21 protein-coding genes are annotated in these 21651 nt (G+C 53.6%); 13 read left to right on the top strand and 8 right to left on the bottom strand.

Annotated elements, in window-relative coordinates; genetic code table 11:
* Positions 1 to 172: 172 nt before the first annotated feature.
* Positions 173 to 1075 carry a hypothetical protein gene (locus tag Hfont_RS00560; RefSeq protein ID WP_112990321.1) on the bottom strand — a complete coding sequence of 301 codons (903 nt, stop codon included), beginning with the start codon at positions 1073 to 1075 and terminating at the stop codon, positions 173 to 175.
* Positions 1076 to 1420: 345 nt separating this feature from the next.
* Between Hfont_RS00560 and Hfont_RS00555 the strand changes: the two genes are divergently transcribed.
* Positions 1421 to 2206, top strand: coding sequence for an SDR family NAD(P)-dependent oxidoreductase (locus Hfont_RS00555; RefSeq protein ID WP_112990320.1), 786 nt, complete (start codon positions 1421 to 1423; stop codon positions 2204 to 2206).
* A gap of 108 nt (positions 2207 to 2314) precedes the next feature.
* Here the strand turns inward: Hfont_RS00555 and Hfont_RS00550 are convergent, their stop codons facing one another.
* Positions 2315 to 3379: an MBL fold metallo-hydrolase gene (locus tag Hfont_RS00550; RefSeq protein WP_112990319.1), complete on the bottom strand. Its 1065-nt coding sequence runs from the start codon at positions 3377 to 3379 to the stop codon at positions 2315 to 2317.
* Positions 3380 to 3542: 163 nt separating this feature from the next.
* Here Hfont_RS00550 and Hfont_RS00545 point away from each other — a divergent pair, with 163 nt between their 5' ends.
* From Hfont_RS00545 to Hfont_RS00520, 6 genes are all read left to right on the top strand, one after another.
* Positions 3543 to 3950, top strand: a complete 408-nt coding sequence (locus Hfont_RS00545; RefSeq protein WP_112990318.1) for a YchJ family protein — start codon at positions 3543 to 3545, stop codon at positions 3948 to 3950.
* Between the two features lie 57 nt (positions 3951 to 4007).
* The gene (gene bioA / locus Hfont_RS00540) at positions 4008 to 5354 is read left to right on the top strand and encodes an adenosylmethionine--8-amino-7-oxononanoate transaminase (protein WP_112990317.1); all 1347 of its coding nucleotides are present in this window, start codon (positions 4008 to 4010) and stop codon (positions 5352 to 5354) included.
* Positions 5351 to 6535 (top strand): 8-amino-7-oxononanoate synthase, encoded by a 1185-nt coding sequence (gene bioF, locus Hfont_RS00535; RefSeq protein WP_112990316.1) that lies wholly within the window; start codon positions 5351 to 5353, stop codon positions 6533 to 6535. The genes bioA and bioF overlap by 4 nt, the downstream gene beginning before the upstream one ends.
* Positions 6536 to 6548: 13 nt before the next feature.
* Positions 6549 to 7262, top strand: a complete 714-nt coding sequence (gene bioD, locus Hfont_RS00530; protein WP_112991621.1) for a dethiobiotin synthase — start codon at positions 6549 to 6551, stop codon at positions 7260 to 7262.
* 38 nt (positions 7263 to 7300) lie between these two features.
* Positions 7301 to 8320, top strand: a complete 1020-nt coding sequence (gene bioB / locus Hfont_RS00525) for a biotin synthase BioB (protein ID WP_112990315.1) — start codon at positions 7301 to 7303, stop codon at positions 8318 to 8320.
* Between the two features lie 160 nt (positions 8321 to 8480).
* The gene (locus Hfont_RS00520) at positions 8481 to 9410 is read left to right on the top strand and encodes a hydroxymethylglutaryl-CoA lyase (protein ID WP_112990314.1); all 930 of its coding nucleotides are present in this window, start codon (positions 8481 to 8483) and stop codon (positions 9408 to 9410) included.
* Between the two features lie 166 nt (positions 9411 to 9576).
* Here Hfont_RS00520 and Hfont_RS00515 read toward each other — a convergent pair whose 3' ends face one another.
* The 3 genes from Hfont_RS00515 to Hfont_RS00505 form a co-directional block, all read right to left on the bottom strand.
* Positions 9577 to 11511, bottom strand: coding sequence for a TRAP transporter large permease (locus Hfont_RS00515; RefSeq protein WP_112990313.1), 1935 nt, complete (start codon positions 11509 to 11511; stop codon positions 9577 to 9579).
* Positions 11511 to 12134 (bottom strand): TRAP transporter small permease subunit, encoded by a 624-nt coding sequence (locus Hfont_RS00510; protein ID WP_112990312.1) that lies wholly within the window; start codon positions 12132 to 12134, stop codon positions 11511 to 11513. Before Hfont_RS00510 ends, Hfont_RS00515 begins: the two co-directional genes overlap by 1 nt.
* A gap of 110 nt (positions 12135 to 12244) precedes the next feature.
* Positions 12245 to 13390, bottom strand: coding sequence for a TRAP transporter substrate-binding protein (locus tag Hfont_RS00505; RefSeq protein ID WP_112990311.1), 1146 nt, complete (start codon positions 13388 to 13390; stop codon positions 12245 to 12247).
* Positions 13391 to 13860: 470 nt separating this feature from the next.
* Here Hfont_RS00505 and Hfont_RS00500 point away from each other — a divergent pair, with 470 nt between their 5' ends.
* The 6 genes from Hfont_RS00500 to Hfont_RS00475 all read left to right on the top strand — a co-directional run bounded on the left by Hfont_RS00500 (position 13861) and on the right by Hfont_RS00475 (position 17630).
* Complete coding sequence (locus tag Hfont_RS00500; RefSeq protein WP_112990310.1) at positions 13861 to 14352, top strand: GNAT family N-acetyltransferase; 492 nt, start codon at positions 13861 to 13863, stop codon at positions 14350 to 14352.
* Positions 14345 to 14677, top strand: coding sequence for a YnfA family protein (locus Hfont_RS00495; RefSeq protein ID WP_112990309.1), 333 nt, complete (start codon positions 14345 to 14347; stop codon positions 14675 to 14677). Before Hfont_RS00500 ends, Hfont_RS00495 begins: the two co-directional genes overlap by 8 nt.
* Positions 14586 to 14915 (top strand): DUF1289 domain-containing protein, encoded by a 330-nt coding sequence (locus Hfont_RS00490; protein WP_338322771.1) that lies wholly within the window; start codon positions 14586 to 14588, stop codon positions 14913 to 14915. Before Hfont_RS00495 ends, Hfont_RS00490 begins: the two co-directional genes overlap by 92 nt.
* Before the next feature lie 66 nt (positions 14916 to 14981).
* Positions 14982 to 15443, top strand: a complete 462-nt coding sequence (locus Hfont_RS00485; protein WP_112991620.1) for a hypothetical protein — start codon at positions 14982 to 14984, stop codon at positions 15441 to 15443.
* A gap of 104 nt (positions 15444 to 15547) precedes the next feature.
* Positions 15548 to 17050, top strand: coding sequence for a DNA-3-methyladenine glycosylase 2 family protein (locus Hfont_RS00480; RefSeq protein ID WP_112990307.1), 1503 nt, complete (start codon positions 15548 to 15550; stop codon positions 17048 to 17050).
* Between the two features lie 88 nt (positions 17051 to 17138).
* Complete coding sequence (locus Hfont_RS00475; protein ID WP_112990306.1) at positions 17139 to 17630, top strand: methylated-DNA--[protein]-cysteine S-methyltransferase; 492 nt, start codon at positions 17139 to 17141, stop codon at positions 17628 to 17630.
* On the opposite strand, the gene Hfont_RS00470 is transcribed toward Hfont_RS00475, so the two are convergent.
* The 3 genes from Hfont_RS00470 to Hfont_RS00460 form a co-directional block, all read right to left on the bottom strand.
* Entirely contained in the window at positions 17631 to 18227 is a 597-nt protein-coding gene (locus Hfont_RS00470) for a peroxiredoxin (RefSeq protein ID WP_241522970.1), read from the bottom strand.
* 50 nt (positions 18228 to 18277) lie between these two features.
* Entirely contained in the window at positions 18278 to 18622 is a 345-nt protein-coding gene (locus Hfont_RS00465) for a DUF4870 domain-containing protein (protein WP_112990305.1), read from the bottom strand.
* 205 nt (positions 18623 to 18827) lie between these two features.
* Positions 18828 to 21479, bottom strand: coding sequence for a DNA topoisomerase III (locus tag Hfont_RS00460; protein ID WP_112991618.1), 2652 nt, complete (start codon positions 21477 to 21479; stop codon positions 18828 to 18830).
* Positions 21480 to 21651 lie beyond the last annotated feature (172 nt).

Below are 21651 nucleotides of genomic sequence, written 5' to 3'. Positions count from 1 at the left end.
GCACCTGAAATGGGAAATGAAAAAACTCGCTGCGCTCAGACAGTTTTCATTTCTTATCCATTTCACGCACCGCAAAAATCGGCAGCGTCAGAGCGGATTTTAAAAACATGCCTCGGAATAGTGATGAGTTACAAGTATCGGCTGATCGCTATAGAGGGGAGCTCTTCTGTGCTCATTGTTCTTCCGGTTTTTCAAGTTTATTTTTTTGACGTTTAATTGCTGCTGCGGCAATTGAAACGGCTTGATCTTTTTGAAGTGCTAAATCGAGTTGCTCAATAAAATGTATAAGCACGACTCTGACATTACCTGCTGCTTCAAGGCATTGAACATCAGTTTGATTGTGTAATCCATCACTAAGAGCGTCGTGAAGCAAAGTCAAAGGGTTCTCACCATTGATTAACAATGATCGAGGCATAGCACTTCGTAATGTTCGAGTGGCCTCTGTGAATCGAGTGGCTTTCTTAGCCGTTGTCAGTTCTTGAATTAGTGCAGGTTCTGCACCAAGCTCATTTGCAGCGGCGATTACCTTATCAAATAGCAAGTCCTTTTTCGCATCAAGTACACGCCGATAATAAGCATATGCAGCAATTCCTAGTGCTTGATTCTCAGCTCGGCGCCCTTTCAGAAAAAGATCAGCTTCTTTCCCCAAAGCTGCGAGAAATTTCTTTGGCGTTCTCGGGCCAAAAGCTGGGTTTTGCCCATACTTCTGAATGTGCGTAAGCGACTCGTTTTCGACGATGAATTGAATCGCATATGTCACTGAGGCTTTTTTGCAATTGCGACAGGTATAGGTAATAAACTTATCTGAACGCTTGCCTATGAAATCGCACTGATTTGAATGATGCTCGTAATTCGTCAGTTTTTCGCAGGTATCACAGTGTAATTCTATAGGGGGGAGAGCAACTACTCGCCTAGTGTCTTGGCCATATGCTGAACTCCGATAACTTATGGTTTCAAATTTTCCCGGAGCTGTATGTTCGAGAAAATCTTTCATTAAAATAAATTTTTGTTGAGAGGCATCTGTAGTTAAATTATGCGTGAGTTTAGCAAGCGCATTTGTTGGTTCGGTAGTCATTCGCGAGATATCCTAAATTTTTAGCTTTGAGTTAAATTCATGCGCATTAATACTTATTAACTTAATACGTTTGAAACCTAATTACTCCGTCCCTACCAATAAGCCGATTCAGCACCCCATCAAACCAAAGCTTATGCAAATGTGCGGCGTATATGTAATCCAGCGAATAATTCTTCCATTCAGGATCAACAGCTTACACCGAGAAATTGTTGATGCCGTGGCAAAAAATGCGTACGCCATTGCATGTGACCTGGAAATCTAGAATGCACAGCCGGCACCAGCGCCGAATTGCTTGTTGTCGTAGACTGCACCACATCACTGCGTCAATCAACTGGAGAAAACATCATGGATTTAGGCTTGAAGAATAAACTGGCTTTGGTATCCGGTTCAACCAAAGGCATTGGCTTTGCCATCGCGACGGGGCTGGCGCGTGAAGGCGCGCAGGTGATTATCAATGGCCGTTCACAACAATCGGTTGATGCCGCATTGGACACCTTGCGCAAGGCTGTCCCGAACGCACAGGTCTTCGGCTTTGCGGGTGATCTTTCCGATCCGCGCCAGATTGATGCATTGGTTGCTGCGTATCCCGCGGTCGATGTGTTGATCAACAATCTCGGTATCTTCGATCCCAAATCGTTTGAAGAAATTCCGGATGAAGATTGGCAACGTTTCTTTGACGTCAACGTCATGTCCGGTGTGCGTCTGTCGCGTGCTTATCTTGCCGGCATGAAGAAAAAGAACTGGGGGCGCGTGGTCTTTATCAGTAGTGAGAGCGGCATACAGATCCCGCTGGAGATGATTCATTACGGTGTGACCAAGAGTGCGCAGATCAGTCTTGCGCGTGGCTTGGCAGAGCATTGCGCCGGAACTGGCGTGACAGTGAATTCGGTGTTGCCCGGCCCGACGAAATCGGAAGGCGTATCCGATTTTGTTCAAAAACTATCCGGCGATTCGATTGAGGCGTTCGAGAAGGAGTTCTTCGAGAAAGTCCGTCCTACATCGTTGATCAAACGTTTCACGACGCCGGAAGAAGTCGCCAATATGGTGGTCTATATTTCTTCCGAGGCGTCGTCGGCTACTAACGGTGCGGCATTGCGTGTGGATGGTGGTGTCGTGCTCTCGGCTTTTTAAGCGATCACGATCATTGCTGTCTAGTCGAAGCAGAAATCGATTGTGGAATGTTTAAGTTTTTGAAAAAAGCGCCATTTGCAATGGCGCTTTTTTTATTCTCAAGCGTGATCAATAAGTTTTAAATCTGATCGTGCCATCGGAAAAAATTTCGCGCTTCAAGATTCCATCAAACCAGAGCTTGTGCAAATGCGCCAATGCTTCCCCCAGCGCAAAACTCAACTGATGTGAATCCAGCTTGCGCACAAACATGATGGGCACGATGTCTGCTGCCGATTGTGGCGTGACGCAGGCATCCAGTACTTCCTGCAGGCGCGCGGCGTGATGATCGACATACTGTTGTATGCGTGTGTGCAAACCACGGAAAGGTTTGCCGTGTGATGGCAGTATCAGCGTGTCGTCCGGCAAATCCTTGTACTTCAATAATGAATCGAGAAATTGCTGTACCGGATTCGATTCCGGCTCTATTGCAAAGACCGAGACATTGGTCGAGATGCGCGGCAAGACCATGTCGCCGGAGATCAGCAGATTCAATTCTTCGCAATACAGCGATGCATGTTCGGGTGCGTGGCCGAAGCCGGTAATGACGCGCCATGTGTGTGCGCCTCTGCGGAAGTTTTGCGTGTCGTGTATGCGAACGTAAGTCAGTGGCACGCTTGGTACCAGTGTAGGGTAATAGCTGCGGCGACCTTCCAGCTCTTGCAGCATTTGCGGATCGGCGAGGCCGTGCAGTTTGAAGAAGGGGAACATAGCTGTACCGTCCGAACCCGGCAAGGCGGCCGACATCATGCGTGCAAAGGTATATTCGCCGGTCGTCATCCAAAGCGGTACATTCCAGCGGCTGCAGATCCAGTCGGCGAGGCCGACGTGATCGGGATGGCAATGCGTGCAGATGACGCGCACGACGGGCAGGCCTTCCAGTTGCGTGGCGAAAATCTTTTCCCATGCTTCGCGCGTGGCATCGTTGGCGATGCCGCAATCGACGATGGTCCAGCCTGTGATCGGGCCGTTTTCACCTTTGACGGTATCTTTCAACAGCCACAGATTGATGTGATTGAGCGCAAACGGCAAACCCATGCGCAGCCACTTGATGCCGGGTGCGACCTCGAACGTGCTGCCAACGTCGGGCAAGGTGTCGTCAAAAGGGTAGTTCAGCTGGGCTTCAAGCAGATTCATCAAGGTCTCGCGGTGGGGTAATACGGTTCACATTCCAGTCAGGCGCGCCTACAATAGCTTCCTGGACTGCGTTGGAACGCATTGTGAATATCCTGCGCCATTTTAAACGGTGCATTAGCGTCGCGTACTGAGATTGCAAAGGGTAGCGGCAGGCAAAGAAAGTATGGCAAAACCAAATTCGGCGGCGAGCGCCGCCTGCCCTTGCGGCAATCACGGCGGCAAAGACAGTTACGCACAATGCTGCAAGCCTTTCCACGATGGCGCAGATGCATCGAATGCCGAAGCATTGATGCGTTCGCGTTACAGCGCCTATGTGTTGGGCTTGATGCATTACGTGCATTCCACATGGCACGCGTCTACGCGCCCGCCTTTGACTGATTTTGCGCATGATGCAGCGACCAAATGGCTGGGGCTGGAAGTGAAGAAGTTTGTGCCGGGCGAAAGCGAAGCGACGGTGGAATTTGTCGCGCGCTCAAAAAGCGGCGGCCGCGCGCAGCGCTTGCATGAGATCAGCCGCTTCGTCAAAGAAGATGGCCGCTGGTTTTATATAGACGGCGTGTTTCCCGAATAAGTTGACCTGCGTTTGCACTGGCAAGCGCATGGCAAGAATACGAGCGAGCTTGGAAAAATGAATCACATACCTGGCACACAAAACGATCTGGTGACGCGCAGCCTGCGCAGCGTTTGGCATCCGTGCACGCAGATGCAGCATCACGAAACGCTGCCGCTGATCCCCGTCAGTCACGGCCGTGGCGCGTGGCTGTACGACGTCAATGGCGATCGCTATCTGGATGCGATCAGTTCATGGTGGGTCAATCTGTTCGGCCACGCCAATCCGCGCATCAATAGCGCGCTGAAGTCGCAACTCGATTTGCTGGAGCACGCGATGCTGGCCGGTTTTACCCATGAGCCGGTAGTGCAATTGTCGGAACAGCTGGCGGCGCGCACTGGTCATGTACTCGGTCACTGCTTCTACGCATCGGATGGCGCATCGGCGGTAGAGATCGCGTTGAAGATGAGCTTCCACGCATGGCGCAATCAAGGTAAAACCGCCAAGCGCGAATTCGTTTGCCTGAAGGGTAGCTATCACGGCGAAACCATAGGCGCGCTCGGTGTAACCGATGTCGCCATCTTCCGCGATGCCTACGATTCTCTGTTGCAGCATGCGCACGTGGTCGCAAGCCCGGATGCGCGTGTCGCCGAGCCGGGGGAATCCGCTGCCGATGTCGCGCGTCGCGCGGCGCAGGATCTGGAAAAATTATTGCAGGAGCGTGCGCCACACATCGCCGCCATCATCATCGAACCATTGGTGCAATGTGCAACCGGCATGGCGATGCACGATCCTGCGTATCTGCAGGAAGTGCGCCTGCTGTGCGATAAATATCAAATCCACATGATCGCGGATGAGATCGCAGTTGGTTGCGGTCGCACCGGGACTTTCTTCGCGTGTGAACAGGCAGCGATCTGGCCGGACTTCTTGTGTTTGTCCAAAGGCATCAGCGGCGGTTATCTGCCTTTGTCCTTGGTGATGACGCGCGACGAGATTTATCAATCCTTTTATGACGTCGACGTGAAGCGCGGCTTCTTGCATTCGCATTCCTACACCGGCAATCCACTCGCATGTCGTGCGGCCTTGGCGACGCTGGCGATCTTTGAAGAAGACGATGTCATTTTGAATAATCGTGCGTGCGCTGCGCATTTGAGCACGGCGCTCGCGCCACTGGCGATGCATGAGCAAGTCACGAACTTCCGTCATCGCGGCATGATCTGGGCCTTCGATGCGGTGATCGACAGTCCGCAAGCAGCAGCGACTTTCTCGCAGCGCTTCTTCTCGACGGCGCTGGAGCATGAATTGTTGTTGCGCCCTATCGGCAACACGGTCTATCTGATGCCGCCGTATATTTTGAGTGGCGAAGAAATCGAAGGCCTTGCCTCGCGTGTGCAAACCGTTTTTGCAAAAGTGATGTCCGCATGAGCAAGTTGATCGCGGCACTGGATGCGCAGCTCGCGCAAATTGACGCGCAAAGCTTGCGTCGTCGTCGTCGCATCACTGAATCGCCATCCACGCCGCGTGTGCAAGTCGATGGTCGTTCCATGCTGGCATTTTGCAGTAATGATTACTTGGGTTTGGCTGCGCATCCCCAGATTGTCGAAGCCTTGCAGCAAGGTGCCGAACTCTATGGCGCAGGCAGTGGCGCATCGCATTTGATTAGTGGTCACTCGCGTGCGCATGCACAACTGGAAGAACGACTCGCCGAGTTTGTCGCGCCGCAAATCGACAATGCACGTGCGCTGTATTTTTGCACCGGTTACATGGCGAACCTGGCAATGCTGAGTGCGCTGGCCGGTAGCGATGCCGATCTGTTTTCCGAATCCTTGAATCACGCATCGCTGATCGATGGTGCGCGTCTGTCGCGGGCGAATGTGCAGGTTTATCCGCACGGCGATATAGAAAAATTATCTGCCCTGCTCGCCGCCAGCACCGCCGCAAAAAAGATGGTGGTGACGGACAGCGTGTTCAGCATGGATGGCGATCTGGCTGATTTGCCGCGTTTGCTGGCTTTGTGCGAACAGCACGATGCGTGGCTGGTGGTTGACGATGCGCATGGCTTTGGCGTGCTGGGCGCGCATGGTCGTGGTGTGCTGGAGCATTTCAATCTGCGTTCGCCAAATCTGGTTTACATGGGCACGCTGGGCAAGGCTGCAGGTGTCGCCGGCGCCTTCGTCGCGGCGCACGCCAGCGTGATCGAATGGATGGTGCAACGTGCGCGTCCGTATATTTATACAACCGCTGCGCCGCCTGCTGTCGCGCATGCCTTGCTGACCAGCCTGGATATCATCGAAGGTGCGGAAGGCGCAGAACGCCGCGCGCAATTGCAAAACCTGATCGTGCAATGGCAAGAGACTTTGCAGTTGAGCAAGTGGCAGGCGATGGAATCCAGCACCGCGATACAACCGGTCGTGATCGGCGCGAACGATGTGGCGATGCAGGTTGCAGCAAATTTATACGAGCGCGGCATCTGGGTACCGGCGATACGTCCGCCGACCGTGCCGGCCGGTACTGCGCGTTTGCGCGTGACCTTGTCGGCGGCACATACTGCCGACGATGTCGTGCAACTGGTCGATGTATTGCAGCAATTAGAAAAAGGAGCATGACGTGAGCAAAACTGTGACAGCGTCTTTCAGTTGTTTCGTAACCGGTACCGATACCGAAATCGGCAAAACGCTGATTTCGACCGCGATCCTGCATGCGCTGGTACAAGCCGGAGTCAAGGCAGCGGCGATCAAATCCGTGGCGGCCGGCGCGCATCCGATTCAGACAGCCGAGGGTGAGGTCTGGCACAATGACGACGCTGACGCTTTGGCGCAGGCTGCAAATGTCGTTTTGCCAAGGAATTTGGCGGTTCCCTACCTGTTTAAAGCCGCCGCTGCGCCGCACGTTGCAGCGAAGTTGGAGAATGTTGCAATAGATATCGCGCATATTCGCAGCAGTTATGCACAAGTTGTTGAAATGGCGGATGCGGTTGTGGTGGAAGGCGTAGGCGGTTTTCGCGTACCGCTGACGGATGACACCGATACTGCAGATTTGGCCCAACAACTGGCTTTGCCGGTCATAATGGTGGTCGGACTGCGGCTCGGTTGCCTGAATCACGCTTTATTGACTGCTGATGCGATTGCCGCACGCGGCCTGAAACTGGTGGGCTGGGTCGCCAATACCGTCGATGCCGGCATGCCGTTTGCCGAAGATAATGTGGCTGCATTGTCGGCTCGTTTGTCTGCGCCGTTGCTGGGTTGTGTGCCGCGCTTGTCTGCGCCCTTGCCTGCTGCAGCGGCTGCTTTTCTGGATTTTTCGTGTTTGCCTGGCTGGCCGAAGTCGGCCTGACAAACACTAGCTTTGAATTTTAGTCAGGAGTTTTTTCTATGTCGTCGCAACCAGTAACCTTCCAAGCGCCTGTCGCTCCTATCGTCCCGACCGCATGGCCGGTAGATGATGTGCTCGCCTTGTTCAATCTGCCATTCAACGAATTGATGTTCCGTGCGCAAACCGTGCACCGTGAAAATTTCGATCCAACGGAAGTGGAATTGGCAACCTTATTGTCGATCAAAACCGGCGGCTGCCCTGAAGATTGCGGCTACTGCCCGCAAGCTGCGCGTTACGACACAGGTGTGACCGCACAAAAAATTCTGCCACTGGAAGAAGTACTGGCTGCTGCACGCGAAGCAAAATCGCATGGCGCGACGCGCTTCTGCATGGGTGCTGCATGGCGTGAACCAAAAGATCGCGATCTGGAAAAAGTCGAAGAGATGGTGCGCGAAGTCAAAGCAATGGGTATGGAAACCTGCGCGACACTCGGCATGCTCGGCGAAGGCCAGGCTGAAAAATTGAAAAACGCCGGCCTCGATTACTACAATCACAATCTCGACACCGCACCTGAATTTTATTCAAACGTGATCTCGACCCGCGATTACCAAAACCGTATCGACACACTCGGTCGCGTGCGCGGCGCCGGCATCAAGGTTTGCTGCGGCGGTATCGTCGGCATGGGCGAATCGCGTTTGCAACGCGCCGGCCTGATCGCGCAATTGTGCAATATGGACCCGTATCCTGAATCGGTACCGGTCAACAATCTGGTGCAAGTCGAAGGCACGCCTTTGCACGGCACCGATCCTATCGATCCTTTGGAATTCGTTCGCACCGTCGCGGTTGCGCGCATCACGATGCCAAAAGCACGTGTGCGTTTGTCCGCAGGTCGCCGCGAAATGGGCGAAGCGATTCAAGCGTTGTGCTTCGTTGCTGGCGCGAACTCGATTTTCTACGGCGACAAGTTGCTGACGACCGGCAATCCGGAAGCGGTCGCAGATCAACAGTTGCTGGAAAAGCTCGGCATGCACACACGCAGCACCGCGATCGATGCGCGTTGCGATGTGACGCCGCAGTAATTAGAATTCGTAGTGTAGAGACGGCCGGTTGAATCTTCGACCGGCCGTTTTTCCATCTGAAACATGTTTTTCCTTGCAGTAAATTTTTGTATTAAATTTTTGCAGTAGCACTTGCCGCCAATTTCGTTTTGAAATCTGTTTTATCGAGGTCGTTCAATTGATGTCTTCCGCCCTGCCCGCATCCGTCAAGATCATAGAAGTCGGCCCACGCGACGGTTTGCAGAATGAACAGCAAACCATCAGCGCCGAGGTCAAGATCGAACTGGTCAATCGCCTGTCGCAAGCCGGCTTCGTCAACATCGAAGCGGCGTCCTTTGTGTCGCCCAAATGGGTGCCGCAAATGGCGACGTCGACGGAAGTGATGGCCGGCATTACGCGCAGGCGGGGCACGCTGTATTCGGCCTTGGTGCCGAATATGAAGGGCTTCGAAGCGGCCTTGGCGGCCGGTGTGGATGAAGTCGTGATTTTCGCTGCAGCATCGGAAGCATTTTCACAAAAGAACATCAATTGCTCGATTGCCGAATCGGTAGAACGCTTCCGCGATGTCGCGCGTGCCGCCAAGGAAAACAAGATACGTTTGCGCGGTGCATTGAGTTGCGCCTTCGGTTGTCCGTATCAAGGCGAGGTCACTACCGACAGCGTCGCGAGCGTGGTGCAGCAATTGCGCGATCTCGGCTGCGATGAAATCGATATCGCCGACACGATAGGGGTAGCGACACCGCGTCATGTGCAAGCGGTGATGCAACGCGCAGCACAGGAATTCCCGATCGCCGGTTTGTCCGGTCATTTCCACGACACCTACGGGCAGGCGCTGGCGAATATTTACGCCAGCCTGGAAGTCGGCATCACGATTTATCATGCATCGGTCGCCGGCCTTGGCGGCTGCCCGTATGCCAAAGGCGCGACCGGCAATGTTGCGACCGAAGACGTGCTGTACATGATGCGCGGACTCGGGATCGCAACCGGCATCGATTTCGATGCAGTGGTCGATGCCGGGCAATTCATTTCTGCACAGCTGGGCCGCAAGGCAGTCAGTCGCGCCGGCAATGCGAGCGCAGCGAAACGGCAGGGCCATGCTGGTTGCGCCTGAACGCAGATGGATATCAATGCAGCGAGAAAGTGAAGCACGCCGGAAGCTGCGACGTGCAGCACCGCTGCAATATGACTGGCGATAAGAATTGGAATACAAATTGCAGTGGAATAAAAAACGGGATGCGCCGAATTGGCTGCATCCCGTTTTGTTGTGCGACGTCGATCTATTTGTACAGCACGCCTGGCAGCCACATCCCGATTGCCGGGAAGATGTAGAGCAGGATCAGGGCAATGATCTGAATTCCCATGAACGGCAGCATGCCGAGGAAAATCTGGTTCAGCGTCACGTGCGGCGGCGCGACGCCTTTCAGATAGAAGGCAGACATCGCAACCGGTGGCGACAGGAAGGCGGTTTGCAGATTCATCGCCACCAGCAATCCAAAGAACAGTGGATCGACATCGAAGTGGGCAAGCAGAGGAATGAAAATCGGCATGAAGATCACGATGATCTCTGTCCATTCCAGCGGCCAGCCGAGCAGGAAGATGATCACTTGCGCGAGGATCATGAACTGCAATGGTGTCATGTCGAGCGACAGCACCCAGTCATTGATGATCTCCTGTCCGCCCAGCAATGCAAACGAGGCCGAGAATATGCTGGAGCCGACGAACAGCCAGCACACCATCGCACTGGTCTTGGTTGCCAGATAAGCGGATTCCTTCAGCATCCCAAAATTGAAGCGCCGATACGCCGCCGCCAGCAGGATGCCGCCGAACGCTCCCATCGCTGCTGCCTCGGTCGGCGTTGCCAGTCCGAACACGATACTGCCCAGCACGGCAAGGATCATGAATGCGAGCGGGAACAAGGACCCCAGCAGCATCTTGAAAATCTCCAGTCGGGCAAAGGTGAAGAAGGCATAAAACACCAGTAGCGCGGCCAAGCCTATGCCGAATGCGATCCAGAAGCTTTGCGGCGCGGGCTTCCTTTCCATTGCTGCTGCGCCGGATGCAGCTGGCGCAGCGGTTGGCTGGGCCTGGCTTGCTTCTGGTGTCGCTGCCGAAGAGGCTGCCGGAGCGGCTTCCTGCGGTGGTTCCGCCAGCCCGTCTTCCGCGGGTGGTGGTTCACCAAAACTGCCGTTCAAGGACAAGTCTTCGCTACTCACGTCCTGTGCGCCCAAACCCATTTCCACCAGCTCGGTTTGTGCCGCATCCGGTGCTGTGACCAAGCGATAACTCACACCCATAGCCAGCGCGAAAGCCAAGGCAGGCAATAGCGCAATTCCGAGTTGCGACAGCAATGTACGTGTAGAGACACCTGCTGCACGCTTGCCCTTCAGCGCACCCAGCAAGCCCGGCACCACGTTGTTGCTGATGCCAGTGGAAATGCTTTCCGCAAACGGCGGTAAATCGACGTGGCGTTCTGCGGCAGACAAGGGCGGTGCCATGCTGGGCTTGAGCTTCGCCAGAATGATCACGTAGCCGATATACAGCGTCGCCAGCATGATGCCGGGGAAGAATGCGCCGGCATACAGCTTGACCACCGAGACACCGGCGGTGGCGCCATAGACGATCAACAGCACTGATGGCGGTATCAGGATGCCCAGACAGCCACCTGCGGTAATGGCACCGGCCGACAATTGCGTGCTGTAGCCAGCCTTCAACATGGCAGGCAAGGCCAGCAGCCCCATCAAGGTCACCACGGCACCCACAATCCCGGTTGCGGTGGCAAACACGGCGCAGGTCACGATGGTGGCAACGGCAAGCGAACCCGGCACGCGTGCCATCGCAATGTGCAGACTCTTGAATAGTTTTTCGATCAGGTTGGCACGTTCAACCAGATAGCCCATGAAGATGAACAGCGGGATAGAGATCAGCACATCGTTGGCCATGACCGAATAGGCGCGCTGCACCATCAAGTCCAGCGTTTGCTGCGTTGCCAGACTGGGGTCGCGACTGTAAAACGCGAACCACGCAAACATCACGCCCATCCCCATCAGCGTAAACGCTGTCGGAAAGCCGAGCATGATCGCGACCACCACCAGCGCCAGCATCAGCAGGCCGAGATGGCCGTTGGTCATGTTTTCCGGTGACGGCATCAAGATAAAAAGTCCGACCACAATAGCGACCAGAATGGAGAGTCCAAACCAAACTTCTTTTCTCATCACTGGCTCCCGGATTGTTTGATGGCGAATTGATCGGCTTCTGCGAGGTCCTTGTCCTTTACCTGAACCATTGCCTTCAGCTTGTCGACGTCCACTTCTTCTACATCTTTCACGCGCGTTGGCCATTCGCCGTCACGCAGGCAAATGATGCAGCGAATGATTTCCACCACGCCTTGTATCAGCAAAAGGATGCCTGAGATCGGGATGACCATCTTGAATGGATAAAGCGGTGGTCCGTTGGCCGTGAGCGTGGAGTGCTCGTTGATGGCCAGTGATTCTGCTGCATACGTATAGCCGGCCCATACCAGCGCGATTACGCCCGGGATGAAGAACACAAAGTAAAGCAGCAGATCCAGTCCCGCTTGCAGGCGGGGTGGAAAGAATCCATACAGTACGTCGCCGCGCACGTGGCCATTTTTTGCCAGCGTGTAAGCACCGGCCATCATGAAAGCACTGCCGTACATCATGATCATTAAATCGAATGACCAGGGATTGGGATGGTTGAGTACGTAACGTGAGAAAACTTCCCACGAAATGAGAAAGGTCAGTGCCACGATCAGCCATGAAAATGCCTGGCCTACCCAGCTGCTCACCTTGTCGATGAAAAGTAGAATGTTCTGCATGACGACCTCCGAATGAAAGACAAGTGACGTTGGTCGCTTCGCGACGCCAGTCAGCGTTCATAAAACCCCATCCAGATGAACTGGATGGGGTTGTGTCGAACGTCGACGCGTCAGCCTTTCTTCGGTGCCGCCTTTTGCATGAAGTAATGGTTGTAGGCCATGCGACGATTATTGTTGGTGTCCATGTCCCACTTCATTGCGCGCTCGGCAAAGACGCGCTGCGATTTCTCCACTTCCTGGAACAGTGGATTGTCGGCGCCCTTTTTCTTGACGACATCGTCCCACACCGCCAGCTGGGTTTGCAGGATCGCATCCGGCGTTTTGTAAAACTTTACGCCATCCTTGGTTTGCATTTCACGATAGTCTTTGGAATAGCGATCGATTGCTTTCCATGACATGTCGGCCGATGCCGCTTCCACTGCATTGGCGATGATGGCTTTCATCTTCGGTGGCAAGCCCTCGTATTTGGTCTTGTTGAAGCTGATCTCGAATTGTTCCGAGCTTTGATGGAAACTCTGCAGCATGCAGACCTTGGATACGTCAGGGAAGCCGAGCAGGCGATCCGAACTGGCATTGTTGAACTCGGCACCGTCGAGTAGCCCGCGGTCCATCGCCGGCACGATCTCGCCGCCCGGCAACGCATTCACCGCAGCACCCATCGCCGTGAACAAATCAATTGCCAGACCGTTGGTGCGGAACTTCAGGCCTTTGAGATCGTCGGTCTTGGTAATCGGTTTTTTGAACCAGCCTAGCGGTTGCGTCGGCATCGGGCCAGACAGGAAGGAGACGACGTTGGCGCCGATGGAGGTATAGAGTTTGTCCAGCAATTCCTTGCCGCCGCCGTATTTATGCCAGGCCAGTACCATGTTCGCATCCATGCCGAAGACCGGACCCGACGTCCACAGTGCAATCGCGCTTTGCTTGCCGTAGTTGTAGCCCATCACGCCATGACCGCCGTCCAGCGTACCTTTCGATACCGCATCCAGCAAACCGAATGCAGGCACCACTGCGCCGGCCGGCAGCACTTCAATCTTCAGTTCGCCGCCAGTCATGTCATTCACTTTTTTGGCGAAATCCAGCGCGTATTCATGGAAGATATCTTTGCTTGGCCAAGTACTTTGGAAGCGCATCTGCGTCACGGATTGCGCCGTGGAGATCATCGGAAAACTGAGGGCTGCGGCGGCAGTGCCGGCGGTTGCTGTACCCAGAAACTTGCGGCGAGCGGTGGTCTTGCTCTGATCGTGATTCTTCTTCATTGTGTATCTCCTTTTATATTTTTAGAAATAACGCTGATTCATCACCGACAGACAGCTCCCATGAAAATGGTTGCCGGACTGACGAGCCTAGAATGCGCCTTCACAGATGGATGTCAAGGTGCGATGCAACACGTTCCAGGTCTTTCCCTCAGTGATTTGATGCTTGGGTGATGGTTGTCTCCTTTTTTTTATTTGACGCGATGCCGTGGTTCTTGTTTACGTCTTGTACCTCTAAGGCAAAGCGGTAAAACAGCATGCTGGTACAGAGCAGGGTGGCGCGGTGATAAATAAATGCCCTTCCTGCAGCAATCTTGGCGAGATGAAAATAACGCTTAAGCAGACTTCATTTTTTAGCCAGCAGTGTTATCTGGTTAAAATGACTTCACTATTTTCATGCACTTGATTGATGACCTATTATTCGGACCATTCCCTTACGTGATGCTTACAGCAACAACAACTTGCTTAATCAGATGCAAACTATCGAATTGATTCAAATTGGTGCAGCAGGACTTCCGCTTGTTCGCGCCGGCAAACTCAACGATGTTGCGACGCAGGTATGCGCCGCGACCGCGGTGCTGTATCGCGCAACGGGCTTCGTGCCACCGTGGATAGGTTACCTGGCTTGCATCGATAAACACTTGGTTGGCGCATGCGCATTCAAGGCACCGCCCGCCGATGGAAAAGTTGAAATCGGCTATTTCACATTTCCCGATTTCGAAGGACAAGGCGTGGCCACGCTAATGGTGCAGCAGTTGCTGGATATCGTGCGGACCAAAAGTCCAGAGTTGACCGTGCTTGCACAAACCGAGAACGAAGAAAATGCATCGAATGCTATTTTGAAAAAAATCGGTTTCACATTCGTTAGCATCGTTAACGATCCAGAAGACGGCGAGCTATGGTTATGGCAATTGACGGATTTAAATAAAGCGCTGCAACCATCGCCTGGAAAGCCACATGTTTGAACTCAAAACCATTGCATTGTTTATCGTCACCGCGATTGCAGAAATCGTCGGCTGCTATTTACCATATCTGTGGCTGCGACAATCTGCGTCAGTCTGGTTGCTGATTCCTGCGGCGTTCAGCCTCGCACTGTTCGCATGGCTGCTGACACTACACCCGGAAGCCAGCGGGCGAGTCTATGCCGCCTACGGTGGCGTCTACGTCAGTGCTGCACTGGTTTGGTTGTGGGCGGTCGATGGTATCAAGCCTTCCGTCTGGGATGCGGCGGGTGTTGCCTGCACCTTGTTGGGGATGGCCATCATCATGTTTGCACCACGGCATGCGTAGAAAAAATGTTGATCCGACGGCGTTCCGTGATTTGCTGGCCAATCTTGAGCTGTCATCAGAAGAAGGCTCATTGCCGTCGCCGTGTGTCGGCATTTGTCGTGTGGATACAAAGACGCGCTTTTGCGAAGCTTGTTTTCGCACGATAGACGAAATTGCACGGTGGGGTGGTGCAAGTGACGATGATAAGCGTGTCATATGGCAGGCGCTGCGACAAAGGTATGAGGCAAGCCTGCTCTGATTGCAGGAAGAAGTAGCAAACAAACTGTGCGATCATCCATCGCATGGAATTTTACAAAGAACCAAAATGGAACTGAATTTTTACAAACCTGCCAAAACAGTCAGTGGCCCGGCATACAGCCTGTGGTTCAAGATTCTGGCTACCGTCTTTTCTGTCGCACTCGTAGTATATGCAATCGATATCGCGCGTCGCTTCCCTTTGCTTGAATATGGACTCAGCGTTAAGGCCTTGCTCATCTTTGCGGCATTCATGCTGGTGATCAGCTATTACTGGTTTTTGCGCTCGACGATCACGATAGATGAAAAAGGTATTACGCAAACCTGGATGTATAACCGACATGTTGAATGGCGTGATGTGCGCAGTGCCAAGATGATAGGTGTTCCTTACGCCGTTTGGATATTTCCACCGCGACTAGTAGTACGTACTGGTAATTCCTTCACTACTTTTAATGGGGGTACGCAAGATATCCTGATCGAGTTTGCGCAGATCTCGCTGGCATTTCAGATGCAAAAAATGGCAGGAAAATAATCCTGTTTCTGCATTAAGGCGATTTATTTCATCCGCTTATTTTCAATTCGAATCTTGTCCGAAAACGGCTAGACGCTGATCGGAGTGGCGCGTATAAATACGCCATGGATCAGATCAACATCAATGACATACCGGATGGAGCAACTCTCACGGATGAAAGTTGTTATCGCGCATTGGCAGCAAAAGATGCGCGCTTCGACGGCGTCTTTTTCACTGGCGTAAAAACCACGGGCATTTATTGCCGACCTGTCTGTTCCGTAAAAACGCCGCGTGCTTCGTCCTGTGTTTTTTTCAGTACTGCTGCCGCAGCAGAAGCTGCCGGCTTTCGTCCCTGCTTGCGTTGTCGTCCTGAACTTGCTCCCTATGCATTGCAGCAGAATCTTGCGTACGCCGTGTGGCAGCGCATTGCTGCCGGCGCATTGAATGATGGCGATACGGAACGCTTGGCCGCAGAGGTAGGTTTGTCATCGCGGCAATTGCGCCGCGTTTTGTTGCAACACTTCGGCGTCACACCTGTCGAGCTCGCGCAAACGCAGAGACTTCTGTTTGCGAAAAAATTATTACAGGAAACGCGCCTGGCGATGAGTGACGTGGCGTATGCAGCAGGTTTTGGCAGCATACGCAGATTCAATGCATTGTTCCTCACTCGCTATGGCATGGCACCAACCAGCATACGGCGAGCAGCAGAAAAATCATCTGACAAGGGAGCGGATGCCATCACCTTGCGGCTTGCGTATAGACCGCCATTTGCATGGGCAGAAATGCTGCATTACCTGTCAGGCCGCGCGATCGCCGGTGTTGAAACCGTGATCAAGGATGCGCAGGGCGATATGTCTTATGCGCGCAGCGTACGACTTGGGGAAATAAGTGGCTGGTTGCACGTGCAACATCTGCCTGAAAAAAATCAACTTGAGCTGTCATTGTCGACCACGCTTGCACCTGCATTGATGCCCTTGCTGGCACGCATACGCAGCCAGTTCGATCTCGATGCGAATCCGCAAGTAATTGCCGCGCATTTGGCCGACGATGCCTTGCTGCAAAAACAGATAAGCAAAACGCCGGGTTTGCGTGTGCCTGGCACTTTCGATGTATTTGAATTGGCAATACGTGCAGTGCTGGGCCAGCAAGTCAGTGTAGCCGGAGCGACGACTTTATCGGGACGTTTGGTTGGCAAGTTTGGTATTCAGGCAGACACACCGTTTATCGGTGTGACACATCACTTCCCGACTCCAGAGCGATTGGCTGCAGCCAGTGCCGCAGAGGTAGCAGCAATTGGTTTGCCCATCGCGCGTGCCGAAGCGATACGCAATCTGGCGCAGTTTGCCGCGCAGGGCGGTTTGAAGATCAAGCCGGGCACGTCCTTGTTGGAGGTAGTTGCCCATTTGAAAACCGTACGCGGTATAGGTGAATGGACCGCGCAATACATTGCAATGCGCGCCTTGCGATTCACCGATGCCTTTCCGGCCGGCGATCTGGGTTTGCAAAAGGCGGCGATTGAATTGGAAGATGGTGTGCGCCTGACGGAAAAGCAGTTGCTGTTGCGCGCCGCCAATTGGTCGCCCTGGCGCGGCTATGCGGCGCTGTTGTTATGGCACTCGCTGAGCTGACGTCAACGCGACAGCACAGCAAGGTAAATAGCTCGCTTAACGATTTCTAATCTAGCCAGACCGATATTGATCTGCAAAAGGAAACATCATGATTTCATACATAGAACATTCAAGTCCGGTTGGCGTCTTGTTGATTGCGGCAACGGACGCGGGTATCTGCGGCATTTATTTTGAAGAGCATAAACACTTCAAAGGCACAGATGGCTGGCTGCCGACACCAACCCAATTCGCTGCCCCGCATTTGAAGAATGCAGCGATACAGCTTGATGAATACTTTGTGGGAAAACGTACGGAATTTAACGTGGCGCTGGATTTATCCGGCACGGAATTCCAGCGCGGCGTGTGGGCGGCTTTGAGTGAGATCCCGTTTGGCAAAAGTGTCAGCTACACCCAGCATGCACAAGCGTTGGGCAATCCGAAAGCACTGCGTGCGGTAGGTTCGGCTATTGGAAAAAACCCGGTATCCATCATCGTGCCCTGCCATCGCGTGATAGGTTCATCAGGCGCAGTGACAGGTTATGCCGGCGGTCTGGGGCGCAAGCGCTTCCTGCTCGCGCTGGAAGGCATTACGGTCAATTAGCTATTTGTCGCTGCGAGATGTCAGCCATGCAATTACATGTTCCGCATCTGCATCTGATGGGAACACAGGATAAAACACTTCCTCGATTCGACCTGCGCGAATGATGAGCGTGAGGCGCTTGATCAAATCAAGTCCCGCGAAGGTAAAGGTGGGAAGCTGCAAGGCTTTCGCAAAAGCGAGTTGCGCATCGCTCAGCAAGGGAAAGGGCAGATGCAATCTTTCTACCGCCTCGCTTTGATAAGCCGTGTCTTGCGTACTGAGGCCATACACAGACGCTCCCAACGCTTTCAGCTCTACATGATGATCACGATAGGCGCAGGATTGCGGCGAGCAACCGCGTGCACCTGGAATCGCATTCCACTTGTCTGCACCGCCGGGTAATTCATGACCAGGCCGACCGGTGCGGGGATAGCAATAGACCACAACCCAGGGCGATTTCTCTTTCGATAGATCGATAGTCGTGCCGGACGTCGCTTGCAATGCGATGGATGGCAGCGTCAAGCCACGCAGATGATCGCAGGCGCCATCGTCTTGCGGAATTGGCAGGTCGGTGGGAAGAGAGAGAAAATTATCTGCGGCCATATCCTGGGCTGTCATTTATTTGCATTTTGGAGCGGGGAAAGACGGCATCCTCGACCCCACAAATTTTACTGTACCAAACGAATCGCAAACGGATAGCGGTACGCCTGCCCTTTGGATGCTGCAATCGCGCCGAGTATGCAAAAAATCAAATTGGCGACATACAGAATGGGTACCAGCACAAAGCCGATCAAAATAAACGCCAGCACCCATGCAATCAAAAAACCTATCGTGATGGTGATTTGAAAATTCAAGGCTTCCTTGGCTTGCGAGCTGGCAAAACCCGGGCTGTCTTTCTTCACTATCCAGATAATCAGTGCGCCGATGAAACCAGTGAAAATCCCCAGTAGATGCGCGAGCATCGCAAGATTGCAATCGTCTTTGCCTGGACTGCCTGCTTCGATTTGATCCATGAAAACTCCCTAGGTTGGTCGTGCAAGGTTACGTCGAAAGATAATGCAGTGTGAAGTTTTGCGGCGGAATTGCTATTGATGAGAAACAGCATAAGACTACAGGGCTAGCTTTAGCAAGCTGTAGTCTTATTCTATAAACAGAAGTAATACTTACAAAGCAGCAGGGGCGCTTGATGCGCCCCTGCTATGGTGTGAAGAACTCGATTTAAGCTGCAGCTTTTTTAGCTGCCGGTTTCTTCGCAGCTACTTTCTTGGCTGGAGCCTTTTTAGCAGCTGGCTTTTTGGCCGCTACTTTCTTGGCGGCCTTTGCTGGCGCTGCAGCTAGCGCTGTTTCTTCTGCATCGTCCGCTACGGCTGCCGCTTTACCTTTGCCCGGCACTTTCTCTTTGCGCGGTTCAAATTCAAAGCTGGTCTTGCCATCCTTGCCTCTGACCAGATAAGCCTTGAAGGCGCGACGCGTGCGTTGCGAGACGAAGCCTGGCAACAAATCTGTCTTGCCTTCGTTGAGCAGCTTGCTCATTTGCTCAGGCAGAATTTCCTGTTGCAAGATGATGCGGCCGCTGCGGAAGTCGCAGGTTTTTGGTTTGGCTACCGAGTTTTCGCAAACATAGGACAGCGGCATTTCGTACACGCCGCCTGCGCATTTCGGGCAAGGGCCGAGTGGCGTTTGTTCGCTGAAATCTACCGGCTCTGCATTTTCGTCATCGTTCTGGCCGAAATCGAATTCCAGTTTGAAGTTTTTGATTTCTTCATCGCGTGAAATTTTCAAAACCGCGGCGAAAGGTCTGCCCATCTTCGAGCGGAAGCCTTGCAGTGGGCCTATGGTTTTATTCGCCAGCAGTTCTTCAACTTCAGCAACTTCAAACTGGCGGCTGCCCGGTGTTTTGCTCATCGAGAATTCGCACTTGGTACAGGCGAATCGGCGATAGTTTTCTTTGACGACGCCGCCGCAATTCGGGCACGGTGTTTTCAGTGTCGCGTAGTCACCAGGGATAGTGTCGTTGTCGTATTCCTTGGCGCGCTTGACGATGACTTGCGTCATTTGAGCGATCTCGCGCATGAAATCTTCGCGCGTGATTTTGCCGCGTTCCATTTCCGACAGCTTGTATTCCCATTCGCCTGTCAGTTCCGGTGCAGTCAGTTCACTCACACCCAGACCGCGCAGCAAGGTCATCAACTGAAATGCCTTGGCGGTCGGCATCATTTCGCGACCTTCGCGCAGCAGGTATTTCTCGTTCAGCAAACCTTCGATGATGGCGGCGCGCGTCGCCGGTGTGCCCAGGCCTTTGCCTGTCATGGCATCGCGCAGGTCGCTGTCGTCTATCAACTTGCCGGCACCTTCCATCGCCGACAGCAGCGTGGCTTCCGTGTAGCGCGCGGGCGGTTTGGTAACGAGGCCGTTGGCGACGACGGATTCGGTTTGCGTCTTCTCGCCTTTGGCGACAGGTACCAGCGTGCCGCTGTTTTCCGGATCTTTTTCGTCTATGACTTCCTTGCCGTAGACCGCGAGCCAGCCCGGATTGGTCATGACCTTGCCTTCAGTTTTGAACTGATGGCCGGAGACTTCGGTGAAGCGCGTCGTGACCTGGAATTCTGCCGCCGGGAAGAAGATGGACATGAAGCGGCGTGTCACGAGGTCGTACAACTTCTGTTCAGGCTCGGACAAATTCTTGGGCGCTTGCGTGGTCGGGATGATCGCAAAGTGGTCACTGATTTTCGTGTTGTCGAAAATCCGTTTGTTCGGCTTGACCCATTTGTTGTTCAGGATCTGTTTGGCAAACTGGTGATAGTTATTGTTCTCGGCAACGACTTCCAGCGTTTCCAATACTGTCGGTAAATAATCTTCCGGCAAATGGCGCGAATCGGTACGCGGATAGGTCAATACTTTATGACGCTCGTACAGCGCTTGCGCCAGACCGAGAGTATTTTTCGCGGAGAAGCCGAAGCGTGCATTCGCTTCGCGCTGCAGGCTGGTCAGATCGAACAGCGCTGGCGCCATCGATGTGGTCGGTTTTGATTCTTCAGTGACAGTGCCCATCTTGCCGCCACGGCAGGCGGCGACAATGGATTCTGCGGCCGCCTTGCTCCACAGGCGTTCGGCGCGACGTTCCGGATCGACTTCATCTTTCTTGAATTTGGTGTCTAACCAGCGGCCTTCATAAATGCCGGCGGCGCAAACGAATTCTGCACGCACTTCCCAGAAATCGCGCGAGACGAACTTCTTGATCTTCTCTTCGCGCTCGACCACGATGGACAGCGTTGGTGTTTGTACGCGACCAACCGTCGTTAAATAGAAGCCGCCTTCTTTTGAATTGAACGCGGTCATCGCACGCGTGCCGTTGATGCCGATCAGCCAGTCGGCTTCGCTGCGGCAGCGCGCGGCGTCGGCCAGTGGCGTCATCTCGGTATCGCTGCGCAGGTTCTTGAACGCTTCGCGAATCGCGCCGGGCGTCATCGATTGCAGCCACAGGCGCTGGATCGGTTGCTTGGCTTTCGTGTGTTGCGCGATCAGACGGAAAATCAATTCACCTTCGCGCCCGGCATCGCATGCGTTGATCAGGCCGGTGACGTCCTTGCGTTTGATCAGCTTGTTCAGCACCTTGAGGCGCGATTCAGTCTTGGCGATCGGGTTCAGCGCAAAGTACGGTGGAATCATCGGCAGATGCGTGAAGGTCCACTTGCCGCGTTTGACATCAAATTCTTCCGGCACCGCGATTTCCAGCAAATGACCGACCGCCGAAGACAGCACGTATTCATCGGATTCAAAATAGTCATCATGTTTGGTAAAGCCGCCTAGCGTCTTCGCGATATCGTTCGCGACCGAAGGCTTCTCGGCAATGATGAGGGTTTTTGTCATGGTCAGGTAATCTCTAAAGAAGGTGCCGGCACACATGGCTGAGTGCAGGTTGAGGCATACAGCTTATGGCGAGGGCGGCTTTTTTCAAGAAAGCCCGCGCTAATATAAGAGTTGCATAGCCGTCAAGCGGCCAATGATAAGCGCGTTGCGGCGAAATCCGCAAGCTTGGGGT

It is taken from the genome of Herminiimonas fonticola (assembly GCF_003293745.1).
GTDB classification, from domain to species: domain Bacteria; phylum Pseudomonadota; class Gammaproteobacteria; order Burkholderiales; family Burkholderiaceae_D; genus Oxalicibacterium; species Oxalicibacterium fonticola.
This window is presented reverse-complemented; position numbering and strand designations above follow the sequence as displayed.

What these genes read in the sequence shown, in the direction of transcription:
- Hfont_RS00560 (WP_112990321.1), bottom strand. Translation starts at nt 1,075, where the DNA reads ATGACTACCGAACCAACAAATGCGCTTGCTAAACTCACGCATAATTTA.
- Hfont_RS00555 (WP_112990320.1), top strand. Translation starts at nt 1,421, where the DNA reads ATGGATTTAGGCTTGAAGAATAAACTGGCTTTGGTATCCGGTTCAACC.
- Hfont_RS00550 (WP_112990319.1), bottom strand. Translation starts at nt 3,379, where the DNA reads ATGAATCTGCTTGAAGCCCAGCTGAACTACCCTTTTGACGACACCTTG.
- Hfont_RS00545 (WP_112990318.1), top strand. Translation starts at nt 3,543, where the DNA reads ATGGCAAAACCAAATTCGGCGGCGAGCGCCGCCTGCCCTTGCGGCAAT.
- bioA (WP_112990317.1), top strand. Translation starts at nt 4,008, where the DNA reads ATGAATCACATACCTGGCACACAAAACGATCTGGTGACGCGCAGCCTG.
- bioF (WP_112990316.1), top strand. Translation starts at nt 5,351, where the DNA reads ATGAGCAAGTTGATCGCGGCACTGGATGCGCAGCTCGCGCAAATTGAC.
- bioB (WP_112990315.1), top strand. Translation starts at nt 7,301, where the DNA reads ATGTCGTCGCAACCAGTAACCTTCCAAGCGCCTGTCGCTCCTATCGTC.
- Hfont_RS00520 (WP_112990314.1), top strand. Translation starts at nt 8,481, where the DNA reads ATGTCTTCCGCCCTGCCCGCATCCGTCAAGATCATAGAAGTCGGCCCA.
- Hfont_RS00515 (WP_112990313.1), bottom strand. Translation starts at nt 11,511, where the DNA reads ATGAGAAAAGAAGTTTGGTTTGGACTCTCCATTCTGGTCGCTATTGTG.
- Hfont_RS00510 (WP_112990312.1), bottom strand. Translation starts at nt 12,134, where the DNA reads ATGCAGAACATTCTACTTTTCATCGACAAGGTGAGCAGCTGGGTAGGC.
- Hfont_RS00505 (WP_112990311.1), bottom strand. Translation starts at nt 13,390, where the DNA reads ATGAAGAAGAATCACGATCAGAGCAAGACCACCGCTCGCCGCAAGTTT.
- Hfont_RS00500 (WP_112990310.1), top strand. Translation starts at nt 13,861, where the DNA reads ATGCAAACTATCGAATTGATTCAAATTGGTGCAGCAGGACTTCCGCTT.
- Hfont_RS00495 (WP_112990309.1), top strand. Translation starts at nt 14,345, where the DNA reads ATGTTTGAACTCAAAACCATTGCATTGTTTATCGTCACCGCGATTGCA.
- Hfont_RS00490 (WP_338322771.1), top strand. Translation starts at nt 14,586, where the DNA reads ATGGTATCAAGCCTTCCGTCTGGGATGCGGCGGGTGTTGCCTGCACCT.
- Hfont_RS00485 (WP_112991620.1), top strand. Translation starts at nt 14,982, where the DNA reads ATGGAACTGAATTTTTACAAACCTGCCAAAACAGTCAGTGGCCCGGCA.
- Hfont_RS00480 (WP_112990307.1), top strand. Translation starts at nt 15,548, where the DNA reads ATGGATCAGATCAACATCAATGACATACCGGATGGAGCAACTCTCACG.
- Hfont_RS00475 (WP_112990306.1), top strand. Translation starts at nt 17,139, where the DNA reads ATGATTTCATACATAGAACATTCAAGTCCGGTTGGCGTCTTGTTGATT.
- Hfont_RS00470 (WP_241522970.1), bottom strand. Translation starts at nt 18,227, where the DNA reads ATGACAGCCCAGGATATGGCCGCAGATAATTTTCTCTCTCTTCCCACC.
- Hfont_RS00465 (WP_112990305.1), bottom strand. Translation starts at nt 18,622, where the DNA reads ATGGATCAAATCGAAGCAGGCAGTCCAGGCAAAGACGATTGCAATCTT.
- Hfont_RS00460 (WP_112991618.1), bottom strand. Translation starts at nt 21,479, where the DNA reads ATGACAAAAACCCTCATCATTGCCGAGAAGCCTTCGGTCGCGAACGAT.